A 15532-nucleotide genomic window follows, 5' to 3' on the forward strand; every position below is an offset into this window, starting at 1 on the left:
GTCGCGCAGCTAGCGTCAAATCACAAACCACGGAAGGGGGAAACCAATGACATCCGAACGCTGGCCGACCGAGCTTCGCCTTGCCAAGGATAAGCGCACCTTGAGCATTGCTTTCAATGATGGCACGGCTTTCGACCTTCCGGCGGAATATTTGCGTGTGACGAGCCCCTCGGCGGAGGTCCAGGGCCACAGCCCTGCCGAGCGCAAGACGGTGCCCGGCAAGCGTAACGTCGAGATCATCGGCGTCGAGCCGGTCGGCAACTATGCGGTCAAGCTCGTCTTCGATGACATGCACGACACGGGAATCTTCAGCTGGGACTATCTCCACAAGCTCGGGATCGAGCACGAGGAGAAATGGCAGTCCTATCTGGACGATCTTGCCGCCAAGGGACTGTCGCGGGATCGCTAGCGTCCATGAAAAAGGCCGGCGCAAGGCCAGCCTTTGTTCAGACGGATGCTTGGAGCACCTTAACGCTGCACGATCACGCGGGCGCCCACCTTCGCGCGGTTATAGAGGTCCATCACGTCCTCGTTCGTCATGCGGATGCAGCCTGACGATACGGCCTCGCCGATGGTTTCCGGCTCGTTCGAGCCGTGGATGCGGTAGATGGTGCTGCCGATGTAGAGAGCGCGCGCACCGAGCGGGTTGTCCGGGCCGCCCTTCATGTAGCGGGGCAGGTCGGGACGGCGCTTCAGCATGGCTGCCGGCGGACGCCAATCCGGCCATTCGCGCTTCATGGTCACGGAGTGCGCGCCGCCCCATTCGAAACCCGGTCGACCGACTCCGACGCCGTAGCGGATCGCCTGGCCGTTGCCGATCACGTAGTACAGGTGACGCTCCCTCGTCGAGACGACGATGGTGCCGGGTGCATACCGGCCGTCATATGCAACGATCTCGCGCTGGATCGGCGCGGCCTGCGCCTTGAGCGCATCTTCCTCGGCATACAAGGGCTGACGGGTCAGCGGGTCGATGGCGGAGAAGGCCGCAGCCGGCGTCGCCAGAGCGACGAAGGCGCAAACAAGCCCGTACTGGGCGGCGCGGGAGCGTCCCATGATAGCCTCAAAATATTCAGGTTTGGTGCGGGTTTTGTCATTGCTAAACGCAATGGCCGCGTTTCGGATCCAGGCATTATCAGACGTACCTGGAGTAATCCTAGTGCCGCGCTGCCTTCATTTGGTCATGTCGTAATCAAGTGGTTAAAGCCACGGCGACACAATTCGGCGCCTGAAAAAATTTGTTCGTCGCCTTTCGGATTCTTTGGCTTGACGCCGGGGGTTTAAGGCCCTTAGAAGGCGCTGGTCAGGGCGCGTAGCTCAGCGGGAGAGCATTCGCTTCACACGCGAAGGGTCACAGGTTCAATCCCTGTCGCGCCCACCATTTTTCCTCTGACGAACCAACTTCACGTTTTCGTGGTTATGCTTATGCTTGCGGATAACCCGCAAGCTTGTCAGGCGGCCAGCGGCGTCATCAGATCCTGGACCGCGGCGAAGAGCTCGTCGAAATGGTCGATGACCATATCCGGCCCCAACTGATGAACCGGGATTTCCGTATAACCGAACGGCACCGCGATGACCGGGATGCGGGCGTTCTGCGCGGTCACGATATCGGTGCGCGAATCCCCGACCATGACGGCACGGCCCGGATGGCCTCCGGCACGCTCGATTGTGAGGGTCAGATGGCGGGCGTCCGGCTTGAAGTAGGGAAAGGTGTCGCGCCCGCAATTTGCTGCGAAGCGATGGCCGAGGCCCAGTTCGTCGAGCAGCTTGACCGAGTGCTCTTCGACCTTGTTGGTGCAGACGGCGAGGATGAAGCCCGCCGATTCCAGCCGGTCGAGCGCGCCCTTGACCCCAGGAAAGAGTTCCGTCCGGACGCAGATATTCTCGCTGTAATGGACCATGAATTGCTCGAAGAGCCGGTCGAGATGGCCCGCCGTCAGTTCCTTACCGGCGGCTTCAAATCCTCGCTCGATCAAAGCCTTGGCTCCGGCGCCGATCATGTCGCGCGCCTTTGCGAGCGGGAGGGGCGATAGTCCTTCCTGCGCGAGGATCACGTTGAGGGTTGCGACAAGGTCGGCGGCCGTGTCGGCCAGCGTTCCGTCGAGGTCGAAGACGGCGATGGGCGGGGTATGAATGGCCATTGAGGTGGGCTACCTGCTGGAGACACGGGAATCAAGCGAGACGATGATATGGTCTTATGGTTGATTCGTTCTTACCGAATGGAGTGATGAATGCGGCTCGTTGGTCCTGCGGCAGCTCTCTCGTTGGCTCTGGCGTTGGGGGGCTTGGCCGTTCCTGCCGTCGCGGCCACCTACGATTTCGTGCCCGCGCCGCAAACCGACCTCAACCGGATCTATCGCATCGACCGGATCACGGGTGAGGTCAGTTCCTGCCAATATGGCCTTCAGGAAGGCACCATCGGTGTCACGCTCTGCTTTTCCTCCGGAGAGGGCGCTGGCCCGCAGGCCCCCGGGGAGTTTGGCCTTGTCGCCTCGCGGCACGAGCGGGAAGGGGGCGTTTTCCGGGTCAACTACCGGACCGGCGACATGAGCATCTGCTACGTCTTCGACGAGAAGGTCGTGTGCACCCCACAGACGAGCCCTTCCCCCGCCGTCACGACGGCCGCGCCATCGCCTGCCGCGACGCCGAGTGTTCGCCCGGGCACAGGCGCATCGCCGCAACGCCCCTAGATTTCCCCTGGAAGGCTGGCCCAGGCTGTCACCAGGGCATGAAACGTTCTTTCTTCCCACGGTTTTCACGTGCTAAAGGCGACGACAAAAGCCTTCGCCTTGAGGACGCAATGGTCAGAGGTCATCAGTGAGCGACAATCTCAAACGCGCAGCCGCCGAACGGGCGGCAGCCCTCGTTTCCGACGGCATGAGGCTCGGTCTCGGCACCGGCTCGACGGCGGCTTACTTCGTTTCCGCTATCGGTGAGCGCGTGCGCGGGGGACTGAAGGTGGTCGGCGTGCCGACCTCGGAGGCGACACGCGAGCAGGCGCAACGCGAAGGAATCCCGCTCACGACCCTCGATGAGACTCCGGAACTCGATCTGACCGTCGATGGGGCCGATGAGCTTGATGACGGCCTTCGCCTCATCAAGGGCGGTGGCGGGGCGCACCTGCGGGAGAAGATCGTCGCTGCGGCAAGCCGGCGCATGATCGTCATTGCCGACAGCTCGAAGCGGGTGGCGACGCTCGGTCGCTTTCCGTTGCCGATCGAGGTTGTGCCTTTTGGGTTGAAGGCGACCGAAATCGCCATCGCCAAGCTTTTGAAGGGGCTCGGATTGAGCACCGACCTGCGCCTTCGAAACGGCAAGGACGGGACCCCCTTCGTCACTGACAGCGGAAATTTCATCCTCGACGCCCATCTCGGCCGCATCGAAAAGCCGGATGTGCTTGCCGCCGGGCTCAACGCCATTCCCGGCGTCGTCGAACACGGTCTTTTTCTCGGCCTTGCCACCGGCGCGATCCTCGCGACCGGTGAAGGGCTTGTCGAACTCGGTCAGGTCTGACCATAAGTCTTCAAAGATTGGAGCCTATTCAATGATCCGTTCCACCTCCCGCCTGGCTGTGACCACGGTCGCGCTGTTCATGCTCGCGAGCCCTGTTTTCGCGCAAACCCAACCGACAGCGAGCCATCTCGCCGTCGCGCGTGACGTGGCCATCAGCTCCGGCATGACCCGCTCGTTCGATGTGATGACCGAGCCATTGCTTGCCCAATTGCAGCAGATGAACGTCACCCGGCCGGAAGTGAAGGAGGACCTCGAGCAGGTCGTCGTCATGCTGCGGCCTGAGGTCGAGCTGCAGAAGCAGAAAATGATCGATGCTGCCGCCAAGGCCTTCGCAAGCCGCCTGAGCGAGGCCGAGCTCAAGGATATTGCCGCCTTCTACAAGTCCCCGGCGGGCGTGAAATACGTTCAGACCCAGCCCGGTATTCTCGACGAGATCGTCCGGGAACTCGCCACCTGGACGCAGAACGTGTCGGAATACGTCATGATCCGCGCCCGTGCGGAGATGGGCAAGCGTGGTCATCAGCTGAACTGAGGTTCAGGCGAGCCAGTGACAAAAAAAGGCCCGGTTTCCCGGGCCTTTTTTCGTTTCACCGTTAGAGCCTTCTAATCCTCGGCCGCCTTGAAGCGGCTCATGCCTTTCAGGACGAACGGGAGGATGAGGGCGATCAGAGCGACACCGAGCAGCGTCGCCGAGATTGGGCTCTGCAGAAGCACCATGGGATCACCGAGGCTGATCGACAGGGCGCGGCGCAACTGAGCCTCGGCGATAGGGCCGAGGATCAGGCCCACCACCACGGGGGCGATCGGATAGTCGAAACGCCGCATCAGGAAGCCGAGGCCGCCGAATGCTCCGAGCATCGCCAATTCGACGATGGAGGGCTTCGCGGCAATCGTACCCATGGTCGCGAAGACGAGAATGCCCGCGTAGAGCCACGGTTGCGGGATAGCGAGGAGTTTCACCCACAAGCCGACGAGGGGCAGGTTGAGGATCAGCAGCATCGTGTTGGCGATGAACAGGCTCGCAATCAGACCCCAGACCAGCTCGGGACGTTCGGCGAACAGCAGCGGGCCGGGATTGAGGCCGTATTGCTGGAAGCCGGCCAACATCATCGCTGCTGTCGCCGAGGTCGGAAGCCCCAAGGCCAGGAGAGGCACCAGGGTGCCGGCCGCCGAGGCATTGTTAGCCGCCTCCGGACCCGCCACGCCCTCGATCGCCCCATGCCCGAACTCTTTCGGATACTTCGTGAGGCGCTTTTCGGTGGAGTAGGAGAGGAATGTCGGGATTTCCGCGCCGCCCGCCGGCAGAGCGCCGATGGGGAAGCCAAAGAGGGTTCCGCGCAGCCACGGCTTCCAGGACCGCTTCCAATCCTCCTTGGTCATCCAGAGCGAACCGCGCACCGGCTCCAGCACCTCTTCCTCGATGTGCCGCCGCGAGGCGACATACAGCGCTTCGCCGACGGCAAACAGTCCGACCGCAAGCGTGGTTACTTCGACGCCGTCGAGGAGCTCCGGCACCCCAAAAGTGAGGCGGGCCTGTCCGGTCAGCTTGTCGATGCCGACAAGGCCGAGGGCGAGGCCGATGAAAAGGCTCGTCAGACCACGCACGGGAGAGTCGCCGAAGGTCGCCGAAACCGTGATGAACGCGACGCACATCAGCGCGAAGTAATCCTCCGGCCCGAACTTCACCGCGAGTTCCACAAGGGTCGGCGCCAGGAAAGCGAGGCCCAGTGTCGCGATGGTGCCGGCGACGAAGGAGCCGATGGCGGAGGTGGCGAGCGCGGGGCCGCCGCGTCCGGCCTTGGCCATCTTGTTGCCTTCGAGCGCGGTGGCCATCGAGGCGCTTTCGCCCGGTGTGTTGATGAGGATTGCGGTGGTCGATCCGCCATACATGCCGCCGTAGTAGATGCCGGCGAACATGATGATCGATCCGCCGGGATCGAGCTTGAAGGTAATCGGCAGAAGAAGCGCGACCGTGAGGGCAGGGCCGATGCCGGGAAGCACGCCGACAGCCGTTCCGAGCAGCACGCCGACGAGCGCGAACAGCAGGTTCATCGGCTGGAGGGCGACGGTCAGGCCGTTGGCGAGTGCGATAAAAGCATCCATGGCCAACCTCAGATCAACCGCTCGAGCGGACCCATCGGCAATGACAGGGTCAGGAGCTTCGAGAAGAGCAGGAAAATCACCGTTCCGGCCACGAAGCCGATGAGGAGATCGGTGATGAAGGCGCGTCGCCCGAAGGCGGCGGAGGTCGCGGCGAACAGAATGGCCGTTGCCGGGATGAAACCGACATCGAACTTGATGCACGCGATCAGCGCCACAAGGCCGCCGAGGATCAGGACGATCGGCTTCCAATCCAGCCGCTCACGCTTAGGGAGTCCGCCCTGCAAGGCGATGACGGCATTGCCGACGGCCAGAATGGCGAGGCCGATCGATACCACCATGGGCATAGCCTTCGGCCCGAGACCGTAGACGGAGGAGAGTTGGAGGCCGCTCAAGTCCTGCCAGATCAGGCCTGCGAGAACGAGCAGGAAAAGGGCGATGACAAGGCCTGCCTTGTCGACGCGCCCGGGCGTTCGTGTGCTCATGGCAATTCCTTAAAAGGAAGCGCCGCATAGGCGGCGCTTCCAAAATGTCTTTTTGAATGATTTTTCTTAGGGCTTCACAAGGCCGACGGAGGTCAGGACCTCCTTCGTACGAGTGTTTTCCTCAACCAGGAATTTGGCGAAAGCGTCGCCCGACAGATAGGCGTCGTCCCAACCCTTCTGCTTCAGGATCTCGCCCCATTCCTTCGACTTCGCCAGTTTGTCGACGGTCTCGGACAGAGTCTTCTTCTGGTCGGCGGAGAGGCCGGGAGCTGCCACGACCGCGCGCCAGTTGGCAATTTCGAGGTCGACACCCTGTTCCTTCAGGGACGGCATCTCGGGCGTGCCCTTGGGCGTGGTCAGGCCGATGAGGCGCAGCTTGCCGGCCTTGATCTGGCTTTCGAACTCGCCGTAGCCGGCGATGCCCGCCGTGACCTTGCCGCCGAGGATGGCTGCAAGCGATTCACCGCCGCCCGAGAACGGGATGTAGTTGATCTTGGTGGGATCGGCGCCGACCGCCTTTGCGAACAGAGCTGCGGCGATGTGGTCCACGCCGCCGGCCGAACCGCCGGCCCAGGTGACCTTCGCCGGGTCGGCCTTCACAGCGGCCGCCAGATCCTTGGCGGTCTTGATCGGCGAACCCGCCGGGACCACGATGGCCTCATATTCGCCGGTCAGGCGGGCGATGGGGGTCGTCTGGTCGAGGGTGACGGGCGACTTGTTGGTCAGAAGCGCGCCGACCATCACATAGCCCATGACCATGAGCTGGCTGCCGTCACCCTTCGCGCCGTTGACGAACTGAGCAATGCCGATGGAGCCGCCCGCGCCAGGAACGTTCGTGACCTGGACGCTCTTGACGATGCCGGACTGGGTCAGAGCCTGCTGCATGGAGCGGGCGGTCTGGTCCCAGCCGCCGCCCGGAGCTGCGGGAGCCATGATCTTGAGCTCGGACTGCGCCATGGCCGACGTGACGAAACCCGCCACCGCGGCGGCAGCAAACGCCCCGCGCCAGAAGTTCTTGCGGTATTGGCTCATAAAAAATTCCCTCCTTGAAACTGGCGACGCTTGCCAATGCGTTAGCGTGCGTCCTGTGACAAACGGTAAAGGTCGAAAACCTGTGCCGCAAGCGCTTGGTTCTTTATTGAAGTTCAACCTTCGCGTAAGAGCCTCCCCATGAGCACGCTCGAAATGGCATCATCCGGCCGTCCCCTTTCTGGCCCCCGTTCGCGACTTGCCGAAACATTGTGGCGCATCGCTGCAGGGGCCCTCATCGCGATGCCGGTCGGCATGGCGATCGCGCATCGTTCAAGCCCTGTCTTCCTGGTGTTGAGCGCCCTGTGCTCCCTGGCGGCGCTCGCCGCCGAGGGAAATTTGCACCCATTCGTTCGGCGGGTTGTCGCGGCCTTACGCTCTCCTTTGGGAGTGACGGCTCTCGTCTTCGCGGGGTGGTCGCTCCTTTCGGTCGGATGGAGCGAGTTCAGGGGCCTGTCTCTTGCCGCCCTTGGCGAATTCTGGCTTCCCATCGCTTGCGCGTTCGTCGTCGCCCTCGCCCTTCCTCGCCATCTGATGCGGCCAGCCTTCGGCCTGCTGGCGGGCGCGATTGTCGCAGCGTGCTTCATGATGATCATTGAGCTAAGGACTGGCCTGGCATTTCGACAAATGATCGGGAGGCGCTGGAACAGCTTCATCTTTAATCGCTCGTTGCTGACCCTCCTCGTTCTGATGCCGCCGCTGGCGATCTGGCTTGCCGTGAATTTGCGTCGCGGCTGGATTTACGCCCTTGCTCTGGTCGCTTTCGTTGCAGCCGCGATGGCCCATGGCGAGAGCGGCGCCTCGGCTCTCGGCCTCACCGTCGCCTGCTCGGTTTTTGTCCTGGCCTGGTTCGCGCCTCGCGCAGTGGCCGGGCTGGCGATGGGGGCCTTCATCGCGGCGATGGTGGCGGGACCTTTCATCGGACCGATCAGCGATCGTTTGATTCCCTCATTCGTGCATGAGCGGCTGGCCAAGGATCATTCCCGCGAGCGTGTCGACATATGGATCAGCTTCGGCGCGGCCATCCGGGAGCAGCCCATTCTCGGAACCGGGTTCGGCGTCAGTCCCCGCATGCGGGATACGACGGTAGCCGAGAAAGTGCCCGAGGCCGATCGAACGCTTCTCGCTGTCGGGCATCCCCACAACGTCGCAATTCAGATCTGGACCGAGCTTGGCGTGGTCGGCGCCGCGCTCGCCCTGGCGATCATTCTTCTGGTTGTGCGCGCCGTTCGCCGCCAACCTCGCCCCATCATGAGCGCATCCTTTGCCTTGATGGCCGCGGCAACGGCGGTGGGCCTGGTTGGCCATGGGGCCTGGCAGGGGTGGTGGGCAGCTTCCCTCGGGGCTGCGATCACCTGGATGCTTGCCGCCCGGAAAGCCTTTTTGGAGAGGACCCCATGAGTGATTTCGACGTTGATCTTTTCGTCATCGGCGCCGGATCCGGCGGGGTGCGCGCCGCGCGCATCGCCGCAGGCTATGGCGCCAAGGTCATGGTCGCGGAGGAATACCGCGTCGGGGGCACCTGCGTCATTCGCGGCTGCGTGCCGAAGAAGCTGATGGTCTACGCCAGCCGCTTCTCCGACGATTTCCACGATGCGGCGGGCTTCGGCTGGAGCGTTGGCCCCTCTCAGTTCAACTGGCCAACCCTGATCCGCAACAAGGATCTGGAAATCGACCGGCTTGAGGGCATCTACCGGACCAATCTCGAAAAGGCGGGCGTCGAAATCATCGACAGCCGCGCGGTGATAGAGGATGCGCATACGGTCCATCTCCTCAAGACCGGCGCGCGCGTTCGAGCGCGCTACATCCTCGTCGCCGTCGGCGCGCATCCGACCTTGGAGCCCGCCATTCCCGGCGGTGAACTCGCCATTACCTCGAACGAGGTTTTTCATCTTGAAGCCCAGCCGAAGCGCATCCTTGTGATTGGCGCGGGCTATATCGCGGTCGAGTTCGCCGGCATTTTCGCCGGGCTCGGCAGCGAGGTCACGCTGCTGCACCGGGGCGACAAGCTCCTGCGCGGCTTCGACGAGGATGTCCGGGATGCGTTGGGCGAGGCCTATGCCAAGCGTGGAATCAAGCTGGCGCTCAACAGAACCGTGACCCGCCTCGACAAGACAGCGGACGGCATCGCCGCCACCTTGTCGGATGGGAATGTCCTCACGTTTGATCAGGTTCTCGTCGCCACAGGACGGCGTCCGAGTACAATCAGCCTCGGGTTGGAGAAGGTCGGGATTACCCTAGACAAGGCGGGCGCGATCCCGGTGGACGCCTATTCGCAGACCGTGATCCCCTCGATCTACGCAGTCGGCGACGTGACGAACCGGGCCAACCTGACGCCGATCGCCATCCGCGAGGGGCACGCCTTCGCGGATACGGTGTTCGGCGACAAACCAACCATGGTCGATCACGACCTGATTCCGACAGCGGTCTTCTCGACCCCGGAAATTGGTGTCGTCGGCTGTGGCGAGGCGGCGGCGCAGGAGCGCTATGGCGAGATTGACGTCTATAAGGCCGTCTTCCGCCCCATGCGAGCCACCTTGTCCGGCGCTCCCGAGCGCGTGCTGATGAAGCTGATCGTCGACAAGGCCACCGACAAGGTAGTCGGCGTCCATATCGTCGGGCACGACGCGGGCGAAATGATCCAATTGGCAGGTATCGCCGTTACCATGGGTGCCACCAAGGCCGATTTCGACCGCACCATCGCCGTCCACCCGACGGCGGCGGAGGAGTTGGTGACCATGCGGACCCCGATGGTGGTCAAGAAGCCCGTTGCGGTGGGGTGAGCGAAACGTCGTTTCGCATCGCACTCGCCTTTTCTGTTATGTCGTGTATAGGTGCCCTTTCGTGCCGCTTGTTGCGGTGAACGACGAGGAAGAGAGAGACAAGAGAGAGTGTCATGACTGAGCGGTGGACGCCCGATAGCTGGAGGAACAAGCCTATCCAGCAGGTTCCGGCCTTTCCGGACCTTGAGGCGCTTGAGAGCGTCGAGCAGCAGCTCGCTGGCTTTCCCCCGCTTGTTTTTGCGGGCGAGGCACGCAAGCTGAAGCGCACCCTGGCCAAGGTGGCCAAAGGCGAGGCCTTCCTGCTTCAGGGCGGCGATTGCGCCGAGAGCTTCGCCGAGCATTCGGCTGACAATATCCGCGATTTCTTCCGCCTGTTCCTGCAAATGGCGGTGGTTCTGACCTTCGCGGGCGGCTCGCCCGTGGTGAAGATCGGCCGCTCCGCCGGCCAGTTCGCCAAGCCCCGCTCGTCGGGCACGGAAACGGTCGATGGAGTGGAACTGCCGAGCTATCGCGGCGACATTATCAACGACATCGCCTTCACGCCGGAATCGCGCATCCCGGATCCGCGCCGCCAGCTCATGGCGTATCGCCAATCCGCGGCGACGCTGAACCTGATCCGCGCCTTCGCGACGGGCGGCTACGCCAATCTCGAGAACGCGCATCGCTGGATGCTCGGCTTCGTCAAGGACACGCCGCAATCGTCCCGCTACCGGGAGGTGGCCGAGCGTATCACCGAGAGCCTCGACTTCATGCGGGCCATCGGCATCGATCCTGAGACGCACCCCGAGATGCGCACGACGGATTTCTACACCAGCCACGAGGCGTTGCTGCTGGGCTATGAAGAGGCCCTGACACGCGTCGATTCCACGACCGGCGATTGGTACGCCACGTCCGGGCACATGCTCTGGATCGGCGACCGCACCCGCCAGGGTGATCACGCCCACGTGGAATACATGCGCGGCATCAAGAACCCGATCGGCCTGAAATGCGGCCCGTCGCTGACGCCGGATGGGCTCCTCAAGCTCATCGACCAGCTCAACCCCGAGGACGAGGCTGGTCGTCTCACCCTGATCTGCCGCTTCGGCGCGGATAAGGTGGGCGATCACTTGCCGGCCCTGATCCGGGCGGTGCAGCGGGAAGGGCGCACGGTCGTGTGGTCCTGCGATCCCATGCACGGCAACACCATCAAGGCGGCCTCCGGCTACAAGACCCGGCCCTTCGAGATGGTCATGGGTGAGGTTCGCGACTTCTTCGCCGTGCACCAGGCGGAAGGCACCCATGCGGGCGGCATCCACCTGGAGATGACCGGCAAGAACGTCACGGAATGCACCGGCGGCGCTCGTGCGCTGACCGACGCGGACCTGAGCGACCGCTACCACACCTATTGCGATCCGCGCCTCAACGCGGACCAGGCGCTGGAAATCGCGTTCCTGACCTCGGAGCTCATCAAGCGCGAGCGCCAATCGCGCGAGCGGCCGGCGGCCTTGGCGGCGGAATAAGAGACGACCAAAGGGGCGCTTCGAGCGCCCCTTTTTCGTTGTTATGGCCGGGTTGGTCCCGGCCATTCTATTTGAAGCGCTACACCGATCCATATTCCACTGTCATTCCGGGGTGAGCGAAGGCGAACGCCGACGATGCCGGGGCGCGCTGCGGAAATCCGCCCAACTCATCCTTGACAGCGGTTATGGGGGTTCCGGGCTCCGCTGCGGGGCTCCGGAATGACGACGGAGCAACTTCCCCGCATTGCTGCCGTTGCCGCAACGCGCTAAATCGGCAGGGCCATGGCTCAGAACAGACTCAAAATCGCTCTTGCGCAGTTCAACCCCATCGTCGGCGATGTGGCCGGCAACGAGCAAAAGGCTCGCGCCGCCCGCGCGGAGGCGGCCCGGCTCGGCGCTGACATCGTCATGTTCACGGAGCTTTTCCTCGCCGGGTATCCCGCTGAGGATCTCGTGCTGAAGCCTGCCTTTCAGGATGCCTGCCGCGCGGCCTGCGAACGTCTCGCCCGCGAGACGGCGGATGGCGGACCGGCCTTGCTGATCGGTCTGCCGTGGCGGGAAGGCGAGGCCCTCTACAACGCCTATGCTCTTCTCGATAACGGCGCGATCACCGTGCGCTTCAAGGTCGATCTGCCGAATTACGGTGTCTTCGACGAGAAGCGCAACTTCGAGCACGGCCCGATGCCGGGTCCGGTCAATTTTCGCGGCGTCCGGCTCGGCCTGCCGATCTGCGAAGACATCTGGACCCCGGATGTCGTGGAATGCCTCGCCGAAACCGGGGCCGAAATGCTCCTCGTTCCCAACGGCTCGCCCTATTGGCGCGGCAAGACCGAGGAACGCTTCAACATCGCCGCCGCGCGGATCACCGAAAGTGGCTTGCCGCTCATCTATCTCAACGAGATCGGCGGGCAGGACGAGTTGGTCTTCGACGGTGCGTCCTTCGTGCTCAATGCGAATTGCTCGCTCGCTTGCCAGTTGCCCGCTAATCAGGAAACGGTCGCGCTGACGGTGTGGGAAAAGGGCAGCGAGGGTTGGGCCTGTGTCGAGGCTCCCATGGTGACGGTGGAGGAGGGCGACGAGGCCGACTACGCGGCCTGCGTCCTCGGGCTTCGGGACTATGTGGAGAAGAACCGCTTTCCCGGCGTGGTGCTCGGCCTGTCCGGCGGCATCGATTCCGCGATCTGCGCCGCCATGGCGGTCGACGCGCTCGGGGCCGCGCGCGTCCATTGCGTGATGCTGCCCTATCGCTATACCTCGGGCGAGTCGTTGAAGGACGCGGAGGATTGCGCGAAGGCGCTCGGCGTCCGCTACGACACGCTGCCCATCGCGCCTGCCGTCGATGGCTTCGAGGCGCTGCTGCAGCCGCTCTTTGCGGGCAAGCCGCGAGACATCACGGAGGAAAACCTCCAGAGCCGGGCGCGCGGCACGATCCTCATGTCGATCTCGAACAAGTTCGGCGCGATGGTGGTGACGACGGGAAACAAGTCGGAAATGTCTGTCGGCTACGCCACCATCTATGGCGACATGAATGGCGGCTTCAACCCGATCAAGGACCTTTACAAGATGGAGGTCTATCGCCTGTCCGCGCTTCGCAACCGCTGGAAGCCGGAGGGCGCGCTTGGGCCGGACGGCATCGTGATCCCTGAGAATATCCTGTCCAAGGCTCCCACCGCCGAATTGCGGGAGAACCAGAAGGATCAGGATTCGCTTCCGCCCTACGACGTTCTCGACGACATCCTCCGTGGTCTCGTAGAGGACGAGATGCGCGTGTCCGACATCGTTGCCAAGGGGCACGATCTCGAGACCGTGAAGAAGGTGGAGCGGCTGCTCTATCTCGCCGAATACAAGCGCCGACAATCGGCGCCCGGTGTGAAGGTCACGCGCAAGAACTTTGGGCGCGACCGCCGCTATCCGATCGTCAACCGTTTCCGCGACCAGGGCGAGGCAACCTTCCGCCCCGATGAGGCCCTGGAGCGCGTCACGGCCAAACCGAAATTGAGTTCGCTGGATGTTTAGCGCGTTCGCGTCTTTCTCGCCTTGCGCCATCCAACTCCCGTCTCCATAGGGTTCCTATGTCCAAGCCAATCGTTCGCTTCGCTCCGTCCCCGACCGGGCGCATCCATATCGGAAACGCCCGTCAGGCCCTCATGAACGCCCTCTTCGCCAGGCGCGAGAAGGGCGTCTTCGTCCTCCGTTTCGACGACACCGATCTCGAACGGTCCAAGCGCGAATATGCCGATTCCATCGAGGTCGATCTCGCCTGGCTCGGGATTCCGCCGGATGTGGTGGTGCGCCAGTCGGAACGCGTCGAGTTCTACGACGAAGCGGCCGACCGGCTTCGCGCGGTGGGTCGTCTCTATCCGTGCTATGAAACCTCGGAAGAACTCGAGTTCCGGCGCAAGCGGCAACTCGCGCGCGGCCTGCCTCCGGTCTATGACCGCGCCGCGCTCAAACTCACCGAGGAGGAGCGTGCGAAGCTCGAAGCCGAGGGGCGTCGCCCCCATTGGCGTTTCCGTCTCGATCATCGCACCGTCGCCTGGACCGATCTGGTGCGCGGCGATTGCCATGTGGATTGCGGGTCGCTCTCGGACCCGGTGCTGGTGCGCGAGGACGGCACCTATCTCTACACGCTGCCCTCCATCGTGGACGACGTGGACCTGAAGATCAGCCACGTGATCCGTGGCGAGGATCACGTCACCAACACGGCGGTGCAGATCCAGATCTTCGAGGCGTTGGGCGCGCATCTCCCGCTCTTCGGGCATATCAACCTTCTGACGACCGCGAGCGGGGAGGGGCTGTCCAAGCGCCTCGGGCATCTGTCCCTCACGAGCCTGCGCGAGGCGGGCCTCGAGCCGCAGGCGGTAGCGTCCTTGGCGGTTCTGGTCGGCACGGCCGAATCGGTGCGGCCGGTGGCCGATCTCGACGAGTTGGCGAGCCTGATCGACTTTGCCCATATCTCCCGCGCGCCCGCCAAGTTCGACGAGCACGAGCTGGATCAGCTCAACGCGCGCCTCATCCACGAAATGCCCTATGAGGCAGCCCGCAGTCGTCTCGCCGCCCTCGATTCGGATGGCGGTGAGGCCTTTTGGCTCGCGGTGCGCGGCAACCTGACCAGGGTCGCCGATGCGGTGCATTGGTGGGCCGTGGTGCGCGGGCCGGTGACGCCTGTCATCGAGGACAAGGCTTTCATCGAGGCCGCAGCGAAGGTGTTGCCAGACGCGCCGTGGGATTCGGCGACCTGGAAAACCTGGACCGAGGCGGTGAAGGCTGCGACCGGCGTGAAGGGTAAGGCGCTTTTCATGCCCCTGCGCCTGGCTCTCACCGGGCTCGACCACGGACCGGAACTCGCGGCGCTGCTGCCGCTGATCGGGCCTGATCGCGTCAAGGCCCGGCTGTCCGGGCAAGCAGCGTAATCTAGCGACAATCGGGACGTCTCACATGTATGAGCTCTTCATCGCCAACAAGAACTATTCCTCCTGGTCCTTGCGGCCTTGGGTGCTCATGAAGGAACTGGCGATCCCGTTCGAGGAGCGGATGGTCCCCTTCGCCGCGCTTTCGAACTGGGATCGGTTCCGCGACTTTTCGCCGACCGGCAAGGTCCCGTGTCTGACGGATGCCGGCACGGTGGTGTGGGATTCCCTCGCCATTGCCGAATATCTCGCCGAACGGCATCCGGGCGTATGGCCGGCGGAGGCTCAAGCCCGAGCCTGGGCGCGCTGCGCGGCCGCCGAAATGCATTCCGGATTCGGCGTGCTCCGCGAGCGCTGCACGATGAATTGCGGCATCCGCGTGCGGATCGACGAGATGACCCCGGCGCTGGAGCAGGACATCGCTCGGCTCAACGAATTGTGGAACGAGGGACTTCGTCGCTTCGGAGGGCCGTTCCTTGCGGGCAACGCCTTCAGCGCGGTCGATGCCTTCTTCGCGCCGGTGGCGTTCCGGGCCCAGACTTACGGCCTGAAGCTCGACGAGGCGGCCGCGGCGTATGTGAAGCGGCTGCTCGCCCTTCCAGCGATGCAAAGCTGGCAGGAGGCCGCCCTGGCTGAAACCTGGCGCGAGCCCGGTCACGAGGACGAGGCCAGGCGGGCGGGTACATGGCTCGAGGATCGACGCGCGACCGCCTGAG

At 63.6% G+C, this 15532-nt stretch carries 15 protein-coding genes and 1 tRNA gene; 11 read left to right on the forward strand and 5 right to left on the reverse strand.

The window, feature by feature from the left end; genetic code table 11:
- Positions 1 to 46: 46 nt before the first annotated feature.
- Positions 47 to 409 (forward strand): gamma-butyrobetaine hydroxylase-like domain-containing protein, encoded by a 363-nt coding sequence (locus I2H38_RS01825; protein ID WP_196270088.1) that lies wholly within the window; start codon positions 47 to 49, stop codon positions 407 to 409.
- Between the two features lie 59 nt (positions 410 to 468).
- Here the strand turns inward: I2H38_RS01825 and I2H38_RS01830 are convergent, their stop codons facing one another.
- On the reverse strand, positions 469 to 1053 hold the full coding sequence (locus tag I2H38_RS01830; RefSeq protein WP_196270089.1) for a L,D-transpeptidase: 585 nt from the start codon (positions 1051 to 1053) through the stop codon (positions 469 to 471).
- Positions 1054 to 1303: 250 nt separating this feature from the next.
- Between I2H38_RS01830 and I2H38_RS01835 the strand changes: the two genes are divergently transcribed.
- Positions 1304 to 1378 (forward strand) — tRNA-Val (locus I2H38_RS01835).
- A 70-nt stretch (positions 1379 to 1448) separates the two neighbouring features.
- Here I2H38_RS01835 and I2H38_RS01840 read toward each other — a convergent pair.
- Entirely contained in the window at positions 1449 to 2138 is a 690-nt protein-coding gene (locus I2H38_RS01840; protein ID WP_196270090.1) for an HAD family hydrolase, read from the reverse strand.
- A 90-nt stretch (positions 2139 to 2228) separates the two neighbouring features.
- Here I2H38_RS01840 and I2H38_RS01845 point away from each other — a divergent pair, with 90 nt between their 5' ends.
- The 3 genes from I2H38_RS01845 (at position 2229) to I2H38_RS01855 (ending at position 4042) form a co-directional block, all read left to right on the forward strand.
- Positions 2229 to 2687, forward strand: coding sequence for a hypothetical protein (locus I2H38_RS01845; protein WP_196270091.1), 459 nt, complete (start codon positions 2229 to 2231; stop codon positions 2685 to 2687).
- Between the two features lie 127 nt (positions 2688 to 2814).
- The gene (rpiA, locus tag I2H38_RS01850) at positions 2815 to 3510 is read left to right on the forward strand and encodes a ribose-5-phosphate isomerase RpiA (protein WP_196270092.1); all 696 of its coding nucleotides are present in this window, start codon (positions 2815 to 2817) and stop codon (positions 3508 to 3510) included.
- Positions 3511 to 3541: 31 nt separating this feature from the next.
- Complete coding sequence (locus I2H38_RS01855; RefSeq protein WP_196270093.1) at positions 3542 to 4042, forward strand: DUF2059 domain-containing protein; 501 nt, start codon at positions 3542 to 3544, stop codon at positions 4040 to 4042.
- Positions 4043 to 4113: 71 nt separating this feature from the next.
- Here the strand turns inward: I2H38_RS01855 and I2H38_RS01860 are convergent, their stop codons facing one another.
- The 3 genes from I2H38_RS01860 to I2H38_RS01870 all read right to left on the reverse strand — a co-directional run bounded on the left by I2H38_RS01860 (position 4114) and on the right by I2H38_RS01870 (position 7127).
- Entirely contained in the window at positions 4114 to 5613 is a 1500-nt protein-coding gene (locus I2H38_RS01860; protein ID WP_196270094.1) for a tripartite tricarboxylate transporter permease, read from the reverse strand.
- A gap of 8 nt (positions 5614 to 5621) precedes the next feature.
- A complete protein-coding gene (locus I2H38_RS01865) occupies positions 5622 to 6095 on the reverse strand; it encodes a tripartite tricarboxylate transporter TctB family protein (RefSeq protein WP_196270095.1) in 474 nt (157 codons plus the stop codon).
- Between the two features lie 66 nt (positions 6096 to 6161).
- On the reverse strand, positions 6162 to 7127 hold the full coding sequence (locus tag I2H38_RS01870) for a Bug family tripartite tricarboxylate transporter substrate binding protein (RefSeq protein ID WP_196270096.1): 966 nt from the start codon (positions 7125 to 7127) through the stop codon (positions 6162 to 6164).
- A 138-nt stretch (positions 7128 to 7265) separates the two neighbouring features.
- Between I2H38_RS01870 and I2H38_RS01875 the strand changes: the two genes are divergently transcribed.
- From I2H38_RS01875 to I2H38_RS01900, 6 genes are all read left to right on the forward strand, one after another.
- Positions 7266 to 8525 (forward strand): O-antigen ligase family protein, encoded by a 1260-nt coding sequence (locus tag I2H38_RS01875; RefSeq protein WP_196270097.1) that lies wholly within the window; start codon positions 7266 to 7268, stop codon positions 8523 to 8525.
- The gene (gene gor / locus I2H38_RS01880; RefSeq protein ID WP_196270098.1) at positions 8522 to 9907 is read left to right on the forward strand and encodes a glutathione-disulfide reductase; all 1386 of its coding nucleotides are present in this window, start codon (positions 8522 to 8524) and stop codon (positions 9905 to 9907) included. Before I2H38_RS01875 ends, gor begins: the two co-directional genes overlap by 4 nt.
- A 113-nt stretch (positions 9908 to 10020) precedes the next feature.
- Positions 10021 to 11406, forward strand: coding sequence for a class II 3-deoxy-7-phosphoheptulonate synthase (locus I2H38_RS01885; protein WP_196270099.1), 1386 nt, complete (start codon positions 10021 to 10023; stop codon positions 11404 to 11406).
- Between the two features lie 282 nt (positions 11407 to 11688).
- Entirely contained in the window at positions 11689 to 13422 is a 1734-nt protein-coding gene (locus tag I2H38_RS01890) for an NAD+ synthase (protein WP_196270100.1), read from the forward strand.
- A 56-nt stretch (positions 13423 to 13478) separates the two neighbouring features.
- Positions 13479 to 14819, forward strand: coding sequence for a glutamate--tRNA ligase (gltX, locus tag I2H38_RS01895; RefSeq protein WP_196270101.1), 1341 nt, complete (start codon positions 13479 to 13481; stop codon positions 14817 to 14819).
- Between the two features lie 25 nt (positions 14820 to 14844).
- Complete coding sequence (locus tag I2H38_RS01900; RefSeq protein WP_196270102.1) at positions 14845 to 15531, forward strand: glutathione S-transferase family protein; 687 nt, start codon at positions 14845 to 14847, stop codon at positions 15529 to 15531.
- Position 15532: the final 1 nt, after the last annotated feature.

The organism is Microvirga alba (genome assembly GCF_015694465.1).
Lineage (GTDB): Bacteria > Pseudomonadota > Alphaproteobacteria > Rhizobiales > Beijerinckiaceae > Microvirga > Microvirga alba.